A 15,129-nucleotide genomic window follows, 5' to 3' on the forward strand; every position below is an offset into this window, starting at 1 on the left:
TGGCGGGCGCGGCGCCATCACGGCGTCGCGCTCGTTCAAGCGCTGGCTGTCGCGCATCAACGCCATTGTCGACTGGGTCGGCAATGGCGTTGTTGTTTCTGCGAACTGCCTTAACGCGCTGGATCTTCCTCGGCGCGCAACTGAACACTCATGTCGTCGCAGCTTTGCGACCAGTCTTGCAGCCACTGTGGCAACTCGGGAGAGGTGTCCACGCCCAGCTCGTGGACGAACTCGCCGGGGGCGATGGTGCCTTTGGCCGAGCGGAACAGCCCGCGCATCACCACCACGCCGATCACCCGGCCTTTGCTCACGAAGCGGTGTTCCATAAAGCTCCATTTCTCGTCCCAGCCGAGGATCCGGCTATGGACCTCGAAGGCTTCGAACAACTTCAGTTCACGGCGGAATTTGCCCCACACATCGCCAACGATCGGCACCGCCCTGTGGCGCAGGGCCACGCGGTAGGCGCCGCTGCGCAGGACGAAATCCATGCGCCCGAGATCGGCCAGGGTGAAGTAGCGGCCATTGGTGACGTGGCGGTTGAGGTCGAGGTCGAGCGGCCAGACGCGCATGCGCACGACGGTGGTGGCCAGGCCTGCGACCGGCTTGCGCCACGGACGACGAAACAGCATGAGCAGCATGCGGAACCAGAGATTCATGAGTGCACCGATGATGGAAAAGGATGGCTGCACTCTAGGGAAGAAGAATCGGCTAAGGTAGGTGCGCAAATGACATTTTTCATGCGAAAAGCGCAACGGAATCCACTATGCACGTCACCTTGCTCCTGGCCGATCACTGTTCCGCCGCCAGCGCCACCCTGGCCCTGGAAGTGCTGAGCGCCGCCAACCTGTTCGCCGACAGCGCCAGCGCGCCGTTCGAGGTGGTGGTCGCCTCGCTGGATGGCGCCGATGTCAGCGCCTGGGGCGGGCAGGTGCTGCGGGTGCAGCGCTCGGTGGCCGAGATCGCCCAGACCGATCTGGTGCTGATCCCCGGTTTTCTCTTCACCCTGAAGGAGGCCTTGCCGGCATTTGCCGGGCATGGACCCTGGTTGCGGCAACAGCATGCCCGGGGCGCGGTGCTGGCCTCGATGTGCACCGCCACCTTCCTGCTGGCCGAAGCCGGCCTATTGAAGGGCGCTCGCGCCACCACCCACTGGGCCTTCGCCGAGCTGTTCCGGCGGCGTTATGCCGGGGTCGAGCTGGACGAGGGGCAGCTCCTCTGCGAGGACGATCGCCTGATCACCAGCGGCGGCGCGAGCGCGGCCATGGACCTGCTGCTGCATTTGGTGCGGCGTTTCGCCTCCCTGGAGCTGGCGCAGAAGTGCGGCAAATACTTGCTGATCGACAAGGTGCGCAGCGAGCAGTCGGTCTATGTCATGTGGTCGCTGCCCAAGAGCCACGGCGATGGCGAGATCCTGCGGGTGCAGGACTGGCTGGAGGAACACTTCGACCAGCCGCTGCTGATCGACGACACGGCCCGCCGTTTTGGCTTTGGCGTGAGGAACTTCAAGCGCCGCTTCAAGGAGGCCACCGGCTACACGCCCCTGGCCTATCTGCAGACCCTGCGCCTGGAGAAAGCCAAGGAGCTGCTGGAGTCCACGCGCATGACCCTGGACAGCATCACCTACAAAGTGGGCTACGAAGACAGCAACTCGTTTCGCCGGCTGTTCCAGCAACGGGTCGGCTTGTTGCCGGCGGCGTATCGCAAGAAGTTCCAGGCCGGTGCGAGTTGATTCGCAGGCGAGTGCCGAAGCTTGCGCAAGCTTCCGCTTCTGTAGGAGCGCAGCTTGCGCGCGAAGAACGCTAACACAGTGGGGCAGGCTTTCGGCGTCGCGGCCATCGCGGGTACGTCGGAGCGCCACCCGCTCGCTCCTACGACAGGGGGGGCGGCGACCCCGGCTCGTCGAGGTTGTCGATGTGCTTGAAGCGCTCCACCAGGAAGTCGATCAGGCTGCGCACCCGCGCCGACAAGTGCAGCTGTTGCGGGTAGACCGCGTAGACGTCGGCGCGGGTCGGCGTCTGGTCTTCCAGTACCAGGCGCAGGCGGCCGCTGCGCACGTAACGGGCGATGTCCCATTCGGCCCGCAGCAGGATGCCATAACCTTCCAGGGCCCAGTTCAGGGCCACCTCGCCGTCGTTGCAGCCCAGGGCGCCGCGGACCTTGACGTTCTGCGTGCGCCCGCCGTTGGTGAAGCTCCACACCCCGTAGGGCGTCTCGTTCTGGCGCAGGAAGATGCAGTTGTGCTGCTGCAGGTCTGCCAGGCGTTGCGGCACGCCATGCTTTTGCAGGTACAGCGGCGAGGCGCATAACAGGCGGCGGTTGGAGGCGATCTTGCGCGCATGGAAGGCCGCGTCCGGCAGGCTGCCGAAACGGATGCCCAGGTCGAAGCCGTGGGTCGCCAGGTCCAGCGGGTGGTCGCTGATTTCCAGCTGGATTTCCACCTCGGGGTAGCGCGCGAAGAACGCGGCCAGGGCCGGGCCGATGTAACGCCGGCCGAACCCCAGGGAGGCATTGACCCGGATCAGGCCCTTGGGTGTCGCCCGGCTGCTGCCGAGCAACTGCTCGACCTCGTCGATCTGGGTCAGGATGCGCGCCGCGTGGGAGAAATACAGCTCACCTTCAGTGGTCAGGCTCATGGAACGGGTGGTGCGGTTGACCAGGCGGATACCCAGCCGTGCTTCCAGCGCGGACAGGCGCTTGCTCACCGCCGGTGGGGTGACGCCCAGCTCCCGGGCAGTGGCGGCGAGGCTGCCCTTGTTCGCCAGCAGGTAGAAAAACGACAGGTCGAGGCTCGGGTTCATTGGTAACTCAAAGTTATGTATGTAGTGATTTTGAGTAACTCATGGGGCTTTTCTCACTACATATACTCCGCCCACACCCTGTCTGGACAGCCTTGTCCGACAGGCACAACAAGAAGGCAACGAGAAAGGGGTGGACCATGAGTGCATACACAATTGCCGCGATCCCGGGTGATGGCATCGGTGTGGAAGTGATCGCCGCGGGCGTCGAGGTGTTGCAGGCGCTGGCGAAGAAGTCGGCCTTCCAGCTGGACTTCAAACACTTCGACTGGAACTCCGACAACTACCTGAAAAACGGCTACTACATTCCTGAAGGCGGCCTGGCGGAACTGAAGACCTTCGACGCCATCTTCTTCGGCGCGGTCGGCGCCCTCAACGTGCCGGACCATATCTCCCTGTGGGGCCTGCGCCTGCCGATCTGCCAGGGCTTCGACCAGTACGCCAATGTGCGTCCGGCGCGGGTGCTGCCTGGGGTGAAAAGCCCGTTGCACAACGGCGAGCAGATCGATTGGGTGGTGGTGCGGGAAAACTCCGAGGGCGAGTACTCCGGCAATGGCGGCCGGGTGCACCGCGGCTTGCCCGAAGAGGTGGCGACCGAGGTTTCGGTGTTCACCCGGGCCGGGGTCGAGCGCATTCACCGTTTTGCCTTCGAGCTGGCGCAAAGCCGTCCGCGCAAGCACCTGACCCTGGTCACCAAGTCCAACGCCCAGCGCCATGGCATGGTGCTGTGGGATGAAATCTTCTATGAGGTCGCCCGGGACTTCCCGGACGTCAGGGTCGACAAGGAACTGGTGGACGCGGTGACCACGCGCATGGTGCTGAAGCCGGCGACCCTGGACGTGATAGTCGCCACCAACCTGCATGCCGACATCCTCTCCGACCTGGCGGCGGCGCTGTCTGGCAGCCTGGGCATCGCCCCGACCGCCAACCTCAACCCTGCGCGGCGTTTTCCCTCGATGTTCGAGCCGATCCACGGCTCGGCCTTCGACATCACCGGCAAGGGCGTGGCCAACCCGATCGCGACCTTCTGGACGGCGGCGATGATGCTCGAACACCTGGGCGAAGCGGCCGCGGCCAAGCAGCTGATGTCGGCCATCGAGGCGGTGACCGAGAGTGGCCTGCACACGCCTGACCTGGGCGGCACGGCCAGCACCCGGCAGGTCACCGATGCGGTGCTTGCCCTGATCAATCGCTGATTCACAGTCGTACTGCGGCACAACGCCAGGGGGCGGGTCGCGATCCGCGCCCCTGGCATTTCCTGACAACAATAAGAATCAGGGCCCTGTGATGAAAAGAATACTTGGCAAACTCTATGTGCAAGTCCTTATCGCCGTGCTGCTCGGCGCCCTGGTCGGGGTGCTGGTACCGGAAACCGGCGCCGCGCTGAAACCCCTGGGCGACGCCTTTATCAAGTTGATCAAGATGCTCCTGGCGCCGGTGATCTTCCTCACCGTGGTCACCGGCATCGCCCGCATGGAAAGCATGAAGGAGCTGGGCCGGGTCGGCTTTCGCGCGCTGATCTATTTCGAGGTGGTCTCCACCCTGGCGCTGGTGGTGGGGCTGGTGGTGGTGGATGTGTTCAAGCCCGGCGCCGGCATGAACGTCGATGTCGCCAGCCTCGATACCTCCAGCCTGGGCACCTACACCAGCGCCGCCAGGCACGCCTCGTTCATGGACTTCGTGCTCAACATCATTCCCGACACCATCGTCGATGCGTTCGCCAAGGGTAACGTCCTGCAGATCCTGCTGTTTTCCATCCTGCTGGGCATTGCCCTGGCCCAGGTCGGGCCGCGGGGCAAGTTCTTTGTCGATGCCCTGGATAGTCTGATGCAGGGCATGTTCCGCATCGTCAACATGGTCATGCGCCTGGCCCCCATCGGCGCGTTCGGCGCTATTGCCTTCACCATCGGCAAATACGGTTTCGGCTCGCTGTTTTCCCTCGGCAAGCTGATGGCCTGCGTCTACCTGACCTGCGTGCTGTTCGTGATCTTCGTGCTGGGGCCGATCTGCCGCTACAGCGGTTTCAGCCTGTGGAAGTTCCTGCGTTTCATCAAGGAGGAGCTGTTCACCGTGCTCGGCACCAGCTCCTCGGAGTCGGTGCTGCCGCAGATGATTTCCAAGATGGAAAAGGCCGGTGTGTCCAAGCCGGTGGCCGGGATGATCATTCCCTCGGGCCTGACCTTCAACCCGGACGGGCAGGCGATCTACTACACCATCGCCGCCATCTTCATCGCCCAGGCGACCAACACGCCGCTGACCCTCACCGATCAGTTGATCGTGCTGGCGGTGCTGATGTTCACCTCCAAGGGTTCGGCGGGGGTCACAGGTTCGGGGTTCATCATTCTGGCGGCGACCCTGGCGTCGCTGGGCACCATTCCGGTGGCGGGCATGGTCCTGCTGTTGGGCGTCGACCGCTTCATGTCGGAAGCGCGGGCGATCACTAACACCATCGGCAACGGGGTCGGCACCCTGGCCATCGCCAAATGGGTGGGGGCACTGGACACGGCGAAGATGCACAAGGCGTTCAATGGCGAAGTGCAAGAGGCGCCGCCGGCGCCTGACAGCACGCCGCCGGCGAAAGGGGCTGGCACCTTGCTGCCCGGCCTGGAGAAGGCCTCTCGGGCCTAGGCAGCCCTGGTCGCCTACAAGGCCTTGCTCATGAAGACCCGGCTGCTGCCCGCGGGCTCGCAAGGGATCTCGCCGAAGCGTTGCCAGCCGTGTTTTTCGTAGAACGACGGCGCCTGGAAGCTCAGGGTGTAGAGCACGGCCGAGCGGCAGCCGCGGCGCCGGCCTTCGTCTTCGCAGGCTTGCAGCAGTCGGGCGCCGAGGCCCGAGCCGCGCAGGCTGTCGGGCAGGTAGAACAGGTCGATGAACAACAGGCCCAGGGAGGTGCGGCCGCTGATGCCGCCCAGGACCTGGCCGGTCTCCGGGTCCTTGAGTTCCACGGCCAGGGGCTGGCGATCGTTGTAGCCGGTCATCTGTTCGTTGAAGGCGGCGAGGCCCTGGCCGAGCAGGGTTTCGAAGGTGCTGTCGATGGTGTTGCTGATGACGATCAAGGGGCTGGCCGTGACGGCGGTTTTCATAGAGGAGATTTCCAGTTCAGGCGTCGCGCAACAGGTCGTGGGCGTCGAGCAGACGGTAGGCGATTTCCGGGTTCTTCTCCAGGCCGCGGCGGATGGCGGCGGGAATCGACTGGCGGGTCTTGCGGCACAGGCCCGGCAGTTCGTCGAGCTGGATGGCGATGCCGCGCATGCTGCGCACTTCGTTGAAGCTGGGGGCGATCTGTACGCGGATGCCCAGCAGTTCGTACATCCGCCGCTGCATGTGTTCGAGGTCGCTCAGGCTTTGCAGGTTTTCCAGCCGCTCGAGCAGGCGCTTTTCCTCCTGGCGGGTCAGGCCGAGGATGCGCAGGTCGGTGCCAGGGGTTTGCAGCAGGCGCTCGCGCTCGCAATCGCAGGCGCCGGGCGGGCAGGGCTGGCGGATCTGGAAATCGGGCATCTATGGACTCCACTCGAAGCGATCGCGGATCGCCGTTGCCCACGGGGTTGCCTGGAAATATACACAGACGGGGCAGGCTGTGGCGCGGGATTCGCCAGCCATGCCGCGGATTTTTTCAAGGCTGTCGGCGCCGCCACAACAGCCGCGCGTAGACCAGGGCGTTGATCAGCAGCACCAGCGCGCCGAGGCCCAGCTGGATCTGCGGCGTCAGCCCGGCCGGGTAGATCAGTGGGATCAGATAGTGTTCGATGAAACCGTCGCCATACCCCTGCTGGCCGGCACCGTGGCGCAGGCGGTTTTCCCACTCGGTCAGCGGGCAGGGCAGGTGGAAGACTTCGACCGCCACCCCCCAGGTCGCGGCGGGCAGGTGCAGCCAGGCCAGGCGCGGCCACTTGAGCACCAGCAGGCCGCCGAAGAGTACGAACAGGATAAAGGTCAGGTGCAGCGATACCAGGGCGTCAGCGGCGAAGCGGTAGAGCATGTCGAGTCTCGTTGCGGTCAGGGGTACAGCAGGGGTTCAGGTCCGCGCGCGGTCGAACCAGCCCAGCGCGGTGCGCCAGATACAGATGCCCAGGAAGTACGCCGACATGGCCAGCCACAAGCCCATCACCCAGGGGCCATTGTAGGGGTGGTTGATCACCAGCGATAGGCTGCACAGCAGCCAGATGGCGGTCACCGCGATATTCACCGGCATGAAGCGGCGCACGCGGAAGGGGTGGAGGAATTTCATCCGGGTCAGGGTCAGCAGCGCCAGGACCACGATGCTCGACAGGCTCAGCCAGGGTGTCGGGGCAAGGATGTACAGCGCCAGGGCCACCACGTTCCAGGCTGCGGGAAAACCGACGAAATAGTTGTCCTTGCTCTTCATGTTGACGTTGCAGAAGCAGAACAGCGACGACACCAGGATCACCGAGGTCGCCAGCAACGCGCTGTAGTCCGGCAGCGGGATGTAGCGATAGATGAACAGCGCCGGAATGAACACATAGGTCAGGTAGTCGATCACCAGATCCAGCACCGAGCCGTCGAAATGCGGCAGCACCGACTGCACATTGACCTTGCGCGCCAGCGAGCCGTCGACCCCATCGACGATCAGCGCCACGCCCAGCCACAGCAGGCAGGCCTTGGGCTGGTTGTCGAACAGTGCCAGGGTGGCGAGAAAGGCCGTGACCACGCCGGTCGCGGTGAAACCATGGGCGCCCCAGGCTTTGAGACTGGCGATGTGTCGGGTCGTTATCACGGGCGTTCTCCAGGAAATGAAACCAGCCATACGACGCCCCATTGGATGAAACGGGGGCTTATCGCCAAACCTGGCCAGATTGCATCTATCGACCGGGCAGGCGGCGATAAGGTTCACCCTTGCCCGTGGCGACTTATAAGACTGTAGCCACAGTTGGCCGGGACGAGCCTTGGCGAAAGCGAATTCCTTCACGGCGCCGGGGAGGCAGGGTGCCTCCCCGGAGCGTTCACTTCCTGTATTGCGTGGCTACATTCCGTTGGCGAAGGGCACGGCGCGGATATCGATGCGCGAGCGCAGGTGCTTCAGCGCGCCGGCGTATTCGGCCAGGACTTCCAGGCTCCAGTCGGCGCGGGCACGCAGGTGGCGTTCTTCAGGCGTGGGCTCGGAATGCGCATTGAATACGCCTTCCACCTGGCGAACGATCAGCTGTTCCGGCAGGTAGCAGATCCGGCAGTTCTTGTAGCTGGAGGCCCGCAGCTCGGCGAGCGGGTAGGCACCACCGAGGCCGGCCGAGACCCCGACCAGCAACGCCGGCTTGTGCCCCAGCTCGGTGTGGCCGGCATACACGAAGAAATTCTTGATGGCCGGGCAGGCCATGCCGTTCCACTCCGGCGTCACCACCACCAGCGCGTCGGCCTGCAGCAAGGTGGCCGAGTACTGGCTCCAGGCGCTGTTCGAGTCCGGGCTTGGCCAGAGCGGCAAGGGCGAGCGCCCGAGGTCGAGCAGCGTGACCTGCTCGCAGAGTTTCAGCTGTTGCAGGCGTTGGCCCAGGTAATGGGCGACCTTGGCCGACTGGCTGCTGACTTGGCTGGAGCCGGCGAGCAGTGCGATATGCAGGCTCATTGCGCCACCTCCTGCTTGGCTTCGGGACGCGCTGCGGGTTTGGGCGAACGCACCAGCGGCCAGAACAGTTCCTGCTGCCAACTGATGGGGCGCAGGTCTTCGATGCCATAGGCGGTGGGCCGGCGGCGAGTGATTTTCGCGGTGCCGAACAGCACGTCCCAGAAGAACAGCAGATTGCCGAAATTGCCTTTGTAGTGGGTCACCCCGTCATGGGCGTTGAGGCCGTGGTGGGCGGAGTGGGTGGAAGGGGTCGAGATGGTCCGCTCCAGCAGCCACATCAGCGGGCGCAGGGCGGGGATGCGATAGAGCCTGTCGTCCCAGGCGACGCTGCTGTGGGCGGCGAAGATCACCGTCATCTTGACGATCAGGTAGCCGTAGTAGACCGGCGCCAGGCCCAGGTAGATGAGCGCGCCGGAGAGCCAGATGCCCGGCATCAGCAGGTAATAGAAGCTGTTGTTGCGGTAGACGATGCGGATGCTCATGTACGGCGCCGAATGGTGCGCGCGGTGCAGCGCGTAGAGGAACGGCAGGCGGTGGGTCAGGCGATGCCACCAGTACTGGGTCATGTCATCGAGCAACAGGAACAGCGCCGCGCCCGCCACCCAGTGCAGGTCGCCCAGGCTGTTCTTCAGGGACGGCGCGAAGGTGTCGAGCAGCAGGGTGCTGAGGAACATCACCAGGGGGAAGGTGAGGCCCAGCAACAGCGAGGAACCGATGATCTCGATCAGCACATCGCGGCGCTGGCCCTTGGGCTGGCGAAAGCAGGTACAGGCGATTTCCAGGAGGATGAAACCGAGGAAAATCCCGGCCACGACCAGGATTGGATTGTTGGCGAGCATTGTTGTATTCATGGCAATCTCGAGTCAGGCCCGACATGGGCATTGCCCGAACAATAAGAAACCAAGAGCCGCCCGGACCCTATGCGCGAACTGGACAAAAACACTGGCGAAGAGGCCAATCAACCGGTCCGCCGTTTTCACCGGGGCCAGCTCGGCCGGGTGCTGGAACGGGTCCTGCAGCGCCAGACCCGCGGCGACCGCCAGGATTACAACCTGCTGGAACTGGAACAGTTGTGGCGGCTGGCGGCGGAGCGCGACCCGGCCATCGGCCTGCACCTGTTCGGCGAATTCACCCCCCAGGACCTGCACGTACTGGCCTACATCTGCCTGTACTGCCCGGACGTGCGCGGCGCCATGCAATGCTGGGCCGACTACGCCGCGCTGGCCTCGGACATGGACAGCCTGAAGCTGGTCAGCGACGGCGATCTGCTCGGCGTCGAACTGTGCATCGACGCGCCTGCCGGGCTGACCCGCTACGTGGTCGAGCATTACTGCGTCATGGCCCTGACCCAGATGCGGCAAAGCACCGGGCAACCCGTGCAACCGGTGCGCGCCTGCTTCAGCCATCCGCGCCCGGCGTACCACGCGCAATACCGCCAGTGGTTCGGCGACAACCTCGAATTCGACTGCCTGCACAACTGCCTGTACTACGACCAGGCCACCCTGCGCCTGCCGCTGCTGACGCGTCACGCCGGCATGCAGGAGTTGTTGCGCAGCGAACTGGACCGCCGCCTGGCCCAGCGCCTGCAACTGGGCGGCTGGACCGGCAAGGTCGCGGCCTGCATGCGCGACAGCCTGGCCCGTGGCGTGGTGCCGAGCCTGGAGAACCAGGCCGAGGCGCTGTACCAGAGCCCGCGCACCTTGCGTCGGCGCCTGGAGGAGCAGGGCATGACCTTTCGCCAGTTGCTCGATCAGGTCCGCGCCGAGCTGGAGCAACAGCTGGAGTTTCTCGGCGAGAGCCGCGTCCAGGTGGCGGCCCAGCTGGGTTACGGTGATCTCGCGGCGTACCTGCATGCGCGCAAGCGCTGGAAGCGCGACTGAATCCATCAGGCTCGCGGCATCACCGCAGGTGTTGCGCGGATTCCTTAAAGGAATCCACTCTATAAAAAACATGAATTTTATTTATCGAAATCGAGCCTGTAGCGTGGCCCCGTCCCTGACCGATGGAGCGCCCCGATGTCCACCCCGCAGCCGCTGTCTCCCGCCAAACGCTACTGGCAGCGCAACCTCGCGGTGTGCGCCCTGGGGGCGTTCACCACCATTGTCGCGATGACCCTGCTGCTGCCGTTCCTGCCGTTGTACGTCGAGCAACTGGGGGTCAGCGACCCGGCGGCCATCGTCCAGTGGTCCGGCGTGGCGTTTGGCGCGACCTTCCTGTCGGCGGCGATCACCGCGCCCTTGTGGGGCCGCCTGGGTGACCGCTATGGGCGCAAGCTGATGCTGATCCGCGCCAGCCTCGGCATGGCCGTGGCCATGTCGCTGATCGGCCTGGCGGAGAACGTCTGGCAGTTGGTGTTGCTGCGCCTGCTGGCGGGCTTGCTGGGCGGCTATGCCTCGGGAGCGACCATCCTGGTCGCCACGCAAACCCCCAAGGCGCGCTCCGGCTGGGCCTTGGGCGTGCTGTCTTCGGGGATCATGGCCGGCAGCCTGGCCGGGCCGCTGGTGGGTGGCTTGCTGCCGCCGCTGATCGGCATCCGCAACACCTTCTTCATCGCCGGGGCGGTGATCTTCGTGACCTTCCTGGCCACCACCTTCCTGTTGCAGGAGGCGCCGCGCGAGCCGCGCCCGGCCACGCAAAAGGGCCAGGCGCCGGACAACTCCTGGGCGTCGGTGAAGGACAAGAGGCCGGTGCTGAGCATGTTCGCGGTGGCCTGTTTGCTGATGTTCGCGACCCTGTCCATCGAGCCGATCATCACCGTGTACCTGCAGGAACTGCGGGCGGAAAACGTCACCCTGATGGCGGGGCTGGTGATGTCCGCCGCGGCCCTGGGCAGCATCATTTCCGCGTCGCAGCTGGGCAAGCTGGCCGACCGTATCGGCCACTGGCGGGTGCTGACTGTGTGCCTGGCCGCCGCGGCCCTGCTGCTGATTCCCCAGGCGCTGGTCAGCGCGCCCTGGCAACTGGTGCTGCTGCGCTTTCTCATGGGGCTGGCCCTGGGCGGGCTGTTGCCCTGCATCTCCAGCATCATTCGCCATTCGGTGCCGGAAAATATCGCCGGGCGGATGCTCGGCTACTCGACCTCCAGCCAGTACGTCGGTCAGGTGCTCGGCCCCCTGGCCGGGGGCTTTCTCGGCGGGCACTTCGGCATGCGCACGGTGTTTGTCGGCACCTGCGGCGTCATGGCCCTGTGCGCTCTTGTCACCTGGTGGTTCGGCTCGATGAAACCTGCCGTGGCGGTGGCAGGCGAAGCCGGTTAAGCCGGGCCGGTACCACGCTGCGCGCTGCGTTCGACCATGGCGACAATGGTGTCGAACAGCTCATCGCGGGCCTGCTCGCGGCTGATTTCTCCGGTGGCCGCGGCATGGGACAGCGCCTCGGCCGCCCCGAGCATCGCCCGCAGGCCAGCCGTGGCTATGGTCCCGGGCGCCGCGAAGGGGGCGAGGGCGGCGCGGCATTTTTCCAGGAAGATCAGTTCGTACTCCTCCTTGATCCGCGCCAGTTCCGGCGAGCTGGCCAGCGCGGCGATCACCCCGGGGATCTCGCGGCCTTGGGTCAACACACAATCGACGTAAGAGCCGGCGATGACCGCCGCGCGGCTGGCCAGGGTCGCTTCGCTGCGGTCCAGGGCGGCGTCCATCAGCAATGTCTGGCGGGCATCGAAGTCCTGGTACAGCGCCGCCAGCAATCCTGCGCGGGTGACGAAATGGTCATAGACCACCGGCTTGGTCACCCCGGCCTGTTCGGCGAGGCGGCCCAGGGTCAGGGCTTCGGTGCCTTCCGCGCCGATCAATTGCCAGGCCACTTCCAGCAACTGTTGCAGGCGCTCTTCGCGGGACAGGCGGCGACGGGGGGGGGAAGCCTCGGAGGGGGTGCTTGACATGCTTATATACCAAAAGTAACTTGATGTTCGTAACTTACCAAAAGTATATAGGGCCTGGTTGCCGCCCTCAATCCAATTTGCCTCCATCGGCAGGAGTCTTCGCCATGCATGCGCTTATCGTTGTCGCCCACCATGATCCCCGCTCCCTCAGCCACAGCCTGGCGGCCCAGGTCGCCGAGGGGCTGGGGCCGTCCCACTCGTTCGAGATCGCCGACCTGTTCGCCGAGGCGTTCGATCCACGCTTCAACGTCGCCGACCACGCGGTCCACCGCCGGCAGGAACAGCCCCCGGCCGACGTGCTGGCCGAGCAGGCGCGCATCGACCGCGCCGATGCGCTGGTGCTGGTCTATCCGGTGTATTGGTGGTCGATGCCGGCGCTGCTCAAGGGCTGGATCGACCGGGTGTTCGCCAACGGCTGGGCATTCGATTTCAACCTCGAAGCCAATCGCTTTGAGAAGAAACTCGGGCATCTGCGGGTGCATCTGCTCGGCGTCGGTGGGGCCGATGCCGGCACCTACGGGCGCCACGGCTACGAGGCGGCGATGAAGACCCAGATCGACCATGGGATCTTCGACTACTGCGGGGCGCGGGTGCTGACCTCGGAGCTGCTGCTGGAATCGGAAAGCCAGGATCCGGCGCTGCATCTGCGCACGGCCCGAGCCATCGGTCACGATCTGTTCAGTCGCGCCAGCGCCGCCGCGGCAGTTCAGGCGGGATGAGGGGATAAGGCTCCGCGACGTCCCGGTCGCGGAGCGCAGGACGGCTTCGGCCGTCAGTGCCCGGCTGGCTGCGCCTGTTGAGTGAGGATCGCCCTGGCCAGTTCTTCATCGCTGGCGTTGAGGCCTGGGTTTTCCTGGCGGATTTTCTGCAGCACCGACTCCAGGTAGACGCCACGGATGGCGCCACCGCTGGCGACGAAGCTGGAGGCGTCGTCTCGGGCGGGAATCACCATCTTGTCGTCCTTGAAGGTCGAGTACAGCGAGGCGGAAACCCCTGCGGAGGTGGCGACATCACCCGCATCGACACGGGCCATGGCTGAACCTGCGGGCAGACAGAGCAACAACGAAGAAACGAGTAATAGGCGGCGCATGAGGGCGTCCTCCGACAGCGTGAAGCGAAAAGGAAGTACTACACAATCTAGGATGCGCGGCACTGCCCGGGAGTTCCCCGGGCGCTCGCTGTGCCCGCTGGCCGAGCGTTTTCTGTGGGGCAGCCAGCAGCCCCCGGCATTGCACCGGGGGCTGCTATCACTGGGCTGTCAGCTGACGACCCGGTAGCACGGCACGTAGGCCGCGCCGCCCGGCAGTTTCATCCGGTGCTGCTGGACGAAGGATTTGAGCAGGTGATCCAGCGGCTGCATGATCGCCGTGTCGCCGTGGATTTCGTACGGGCCGTGCTTCTCGATCAGGCGGATGCCCTTGTCCTTGACGTTGCCGGCGACGATGCCGGAGAACGCGCGACGCAGGTTGGCCGCCAGCTCGTGGGACGGCAGTGCGCGGTCCAGTTGCAGGCTGGCCATGTTGGCGTGGGTCGGGTCGAACGGACGCTGGAAGCCTTCGTCGATTTTCAGCAGCCAGTTGAAGTGGAAGGCGTCGTTGCGTTCGCGGCGGAACTGCTTGACCTCCTTGAGCCCCTCGGTCATCTGCCGGGCGACCTCGGCCGGGTCGTCGATGATGATCTGGTACAGGCTGTGGGCCGCATCGCCCAGGGTCGCGCCGACGAAGGCGTGCAGTTGCTCCAGGTAGGGCGCGGCGCTTTTCGGCCCAGTGAGGATCACCGGGAACGGCAGCTCGCGGTTGTCCGGGTGCATGAGGATACCCAGCAGGTACAGGAACTCCTCGGCGGTGCCGGCGCCGCCCGGGAAGATGATGATGCCGTGACCGACGCGGACGAAGGCTTCCAGGCGCTTCTCGATGTCCGGCAGGATTACCAGTTCGTTGACGATCGGGTTCGGCGCCTCGGCGGCGATGATGCCCGGCTCGGTGAGGCCCAGGTAACGGCTGCCGCTCATGCGCTGCTTGGCATGGGCGATGGTCGCGCCCTTCATCGGGCCCTTCATTACGCCCGGGCCGCAGCCGGTGCAGACGTCCAGTTTGCGCAGGCCCAGCTCATGGCCGACCTTCTTGGTGTACTGGTATTCCTCGGTGCTGATCGAGTGGCCGCCCCAGCACACTACCATCTTCGGTTCCACACCCGGGCGCAGGGTGCGGGCGTTGCGCAGCAGATGGAAGACGTAGTCGGTGATGCCCTGGGAGCTTTCCAGGTCGATGCGCTGGCTGGCCAGTTCGCTTTCGGTATAGACGATGTCGCGCAGGGCGCTGAACAGCATTTCCCGGGTGCTGGCGATCATCTCGCCATCGACGAAGGCATCGGCCGGGGCGTTCAGCAGTTTCAGGCGCACGCCGCGGTCCTGCTGGTGGATGCGGACTTCGAAATCCTTGTAGGCGTCGAGGATGGTCTTGGCGTTATCGACATGGGCGCCGGTGTTGAGGATGGCCAGGGCGCACTGGCGGAACAGGGCATAGATGCTGCCGGAACCGGCTTCGCTGAGTTGTTGCACTTCACGTTGGGACAAAGTCTCCAGGCTGCCTTTGGGGCTGACCGAAGCGTTGATGACGTGTCTTGAATGCATTCTGGATTCCTTGAAAGCGAGACCACCGGCCCATGCGGGCCCATGGCTTAAGAATAGTGAGCGGCGGGCGGGACGCCGGGAAAAACATTCTCCCGGGCTTCACCACGCGAAGGCAAATAAGACTGCCAATACCTGGTGTGTCCGTCGCGTTACTGTCTCACAGCCGGCTGTCCGAAGCGAAAGCAGCGTACATCGGTGTTGACTACTCTCAGCTCTGTCACCCACATGGCTGGGGAGCGCAACC

General features: G+C 64.8%; 17 protein-coding genes. 6 read left to right on the forward strand and 11 right to left on the reverse strand.

Annotation, left to right across the window (positions count from 1 at the left end):
- Positions 1 to 110: 110 nt before the first annotated feature.
- Positions 111 to 656 carry a thioesterase family protein gene (locus tag AC07PQ_RS06230; RefSeq protein WP_007924949.1) on the reverse strand — a complete coding sequence of 182 codons (546 nt, stop codon included), beginning with the start codon at positions 654 to 656 and terminating at the stop codon, positions 111 to 113.
- 107 nt (positions 657 to 763) lie between these two features.
- Here AC07PQ_RS06230 and AC07PQ_RS06235 point away from each other — a divergent pair, with 107 nt between their 5' ends.
- Positions 764 to 1,729: a GlxA family transcriptional regulator gene (locus AC07PQ_RS06235; RefSeq protein WP_493185112.1), complete on the forward strand. Its 966-nt coding sequence runs from the start codon at positions 764 to 766 to the stop codon at positions 1,727 to 1,729.
- Between the two features lie 139 nt (positions 1,730 to 1,868).
- Here the strand turns inward: AC07PQ_RS06235 and AC07PQ_RS06240 are convergent, their stop codons facing one another.
- Positions 1,869 to 2,798: a LysR family transcriptional regulator gene (locus AC07PQ_RS06240; RefSeq protein ID WP_007924953.1), complete on the reverse strand. Its 930-nt coding sequence runs from the start codon at positions 2,796 to 2,798 to the stop codon at positions 1,869 to 1,871.
- Between the two features lie 137 nt (positions 2,799 to 2,935).
- On the opposite strand from AC07PQ_RS06240, the gene AC07PQ_RS06245 reads away from it, so the two are divergent.
- Both AC07PQ_RS06245 and AC07PQ_RS06250 read left to right on the forward strand, forming a co-directional pair.
- A complete protein-coding gene (locus AC07PQ_RS06245; RefSeq protein WP_007924955.1) occupies positions 2,936 to 3,991 on the forward strand; it encodes a tartrate dehydrogenase in 1,056 nt (351 codons plus the stop codon).
- Positions 3,992 to 4,082: 91 nt separating this feature from the next.
- A complete protein-coding gene (locus AC07PQ_RS06250; protein ID WP_493185111.1) occupies positions 4,083 to 5,423 on the forward strand; it encodes a dicarboxylate/amino acid:cation symporter in 1,341 nt (446 codons plus the stop codon).
- Positions 5,424 to 5,437: 14 nt separating this feature from the next.
- Here AC07PQ_RS06250 and AC07PQ_RS06255 read toward each other — a convergent pair whose 3' ends face one another.
- From AC07PQ_RS06255 to AC07PQ_RS06280, 6 genes are all read right to left on the reverse strand, one after another.
- The gene (locus tag AC07PQ_RS06255; RefSeq protein ID WP_493185110.1) at positions 5,438 to 5,878 is read right to left on the reverse strand and encodes a GNAT family N-acetyltransferase; all 441 of its coding nucleotides are present in this window, start codon (positions 5,876 to 5,878) and stop codon (positions 5,438 to 5,440) included.
- Positions 5,879 to 5,894: 16 nt separating this feature from the next.
- Positions 5,895 to 6,293: a hypothetical protein gene (locus tag AC07PQ_RS06260; RefSeq protein WP_007924960.1), complete on the reverse strand. Its 399-nt coding sequence runs from the start codon at positions 6,291 to 6,293 to the stop codon at positions 5,895 to 5,897.
- A 115-nt stretch (positions 6,294 to 6,408) separates the two neighbouring features.
- Positions 6,409 to 6,774 carry a DUF2784 domain-containing protein gene (locus AC07PQ_RS06265; RefSeq protein ID WP_493185109.1) on the reverse strand — a complete coding sequence of 122 codons (366 nt, stop codon included), beginning with the start codon at positions 6,772 to 6,774 and terminating at the stop codon, positions 6,409 to 6,411.
- Positions 6,775 to 6,810: 36 nt separating this feature from the next.
- Entirely contained in the window at positions 6,811 to 7,530 is a 720-nt protein-coding gene (pcsA, locus tag AC07PQ_RS06270) for a phosphatidylcholine synthase (RefSeq protein WP_007924962.1), read from the reverse strand.
- A 246-nt stretch (positions 7,531 to 7,776) separates the two neighbouring features.
- Positions 7,777 to 8,373 carry an NADPH-dependent FMN reductase gene (locus tag AC07PQ_RS06275; protein WP_493185108.1) on the reverse strand — a complete coding sequence of 199 codons (597 nt, stop codon included), beginning with the start codon at positions 8,371 to 8,373 and terminating at the stop codon, positions 7,777 to 7,779.
- A complete protein-coding gene (locus tag AC07PQ_RS06280) occupies positions 8,370 to 9,224 on the reverse strand; it encodes a sterol desaturase family protein (RefSeq protein ID WP_493185107.1) in 855 nt (284 codons plus the stop codon). Before AC07PQ_RS06280 ends, AC07PQ_RS06275 begins: the two co-directional genes overlap by 4 nt.
- A gap of 69 nt (positions 9,225 to 9,293) precedes the next feature.
- On the opposite strand from AC07PQ_RS06280, the gene AC07PQ_RS06285 reads away from it, so the two are divergent.
- Both AC07PQ_RS06285 and AC07PQ_RS06290 read left to right on the forward strand, forming a co-directional pair.
- Entirely contained in the window at positions 9,294 to 10,253 is a 960-nt protein-coding gene (locus AC07PQ_RS06285) for an AraC family transcriptional regulator ligand-binding domain-containing protein (protein WP_007924965.1), read from the forward strand.
- 135 nt (positions 10,254 to 10,388) lie between these two features.
- Entirely contained in the window at positions 10,389 to 11,630 is a 1,242-nt protein-coding gene (locus AC07PQ_RS06290) for an MFS transporter (protein WP_493185106.1), read from the forward strand.
- Here AC07PQ_RS06290 and AC07PQ_RS06295 read toward each other — a convergent pair.
- Entirely contained in the window at positions 11,627 to 12,253 is a 627-nt protein-coding gene (locus tag AC07PQ_RS06295) for a TetR/AcrR family transcriptional regulator (protein WP_007924972.1), read from the reverse strand. The genes AC07PQ_RS06290 and AC07PQ_RS06295 overlap by 4 nt on opposite strands.
- A 104-nt stretch (positions 12,254 to 12,357) precedes the next feature.
- On the opposite strand from AC07PQ_RS06295, the gene AC07PQ_RS06300 reads away from it, so the two are divergent.
- Positions 12,358 to 12,972, forward strand: a complete 615-nt coding sequence (locus AC07PQ_RS06300) for an NAD(P)H-dependent oxidoreductase (RefSeq protein WP_007924974.1) — start codon at positions 12,358 to 12,360, stop codon at positions 12,970 to 12,972.
- Between the two features lie 53 nt (positions 12,973 to 13,025).
- Here the strand turns inward: AC07PQ_RS06300 and AC07PQ_RS06305 are convergent, their stop codons facing one another.
- Both AC07PQ_RS06305 and ppnN read right to left on the reverse strand, forming a co-directional pair.
- Positions 13,026 to 13,343: a DUF2388 domain-containing protein gene (locus AC07PQ_RS06305; RefSeq protein WP_007924983.1), complete on the reverse strand. Its 318-nt coding sequence runs from the start codon at positions 13,341 to 13,343 to the stop codon at positions 13,026 to 13,028.
- Between the two features lie 168 nt (positions 13,344 to 13,511).
- Positions 13,512 to 14,885, reverse strand: a complete 1,374-nt coding sequence (gene ppnN / locus AC07PQ_RS06310) for a nucleotide 5'-monophosphate nucleosidase PpnN (RefSeq protein ID WP_493185105.1) — start codon at positions 14,883 to 14,885, stop codon at positions 13,512 to 13,514.
- Positions 14,886 to 15,129 lie beyond the last annotated feature (244 nt).

The sequence above is a fragment of the Pseudomonas sp. GW821-FHT09E12 genome, assembly GCF_059416085.1.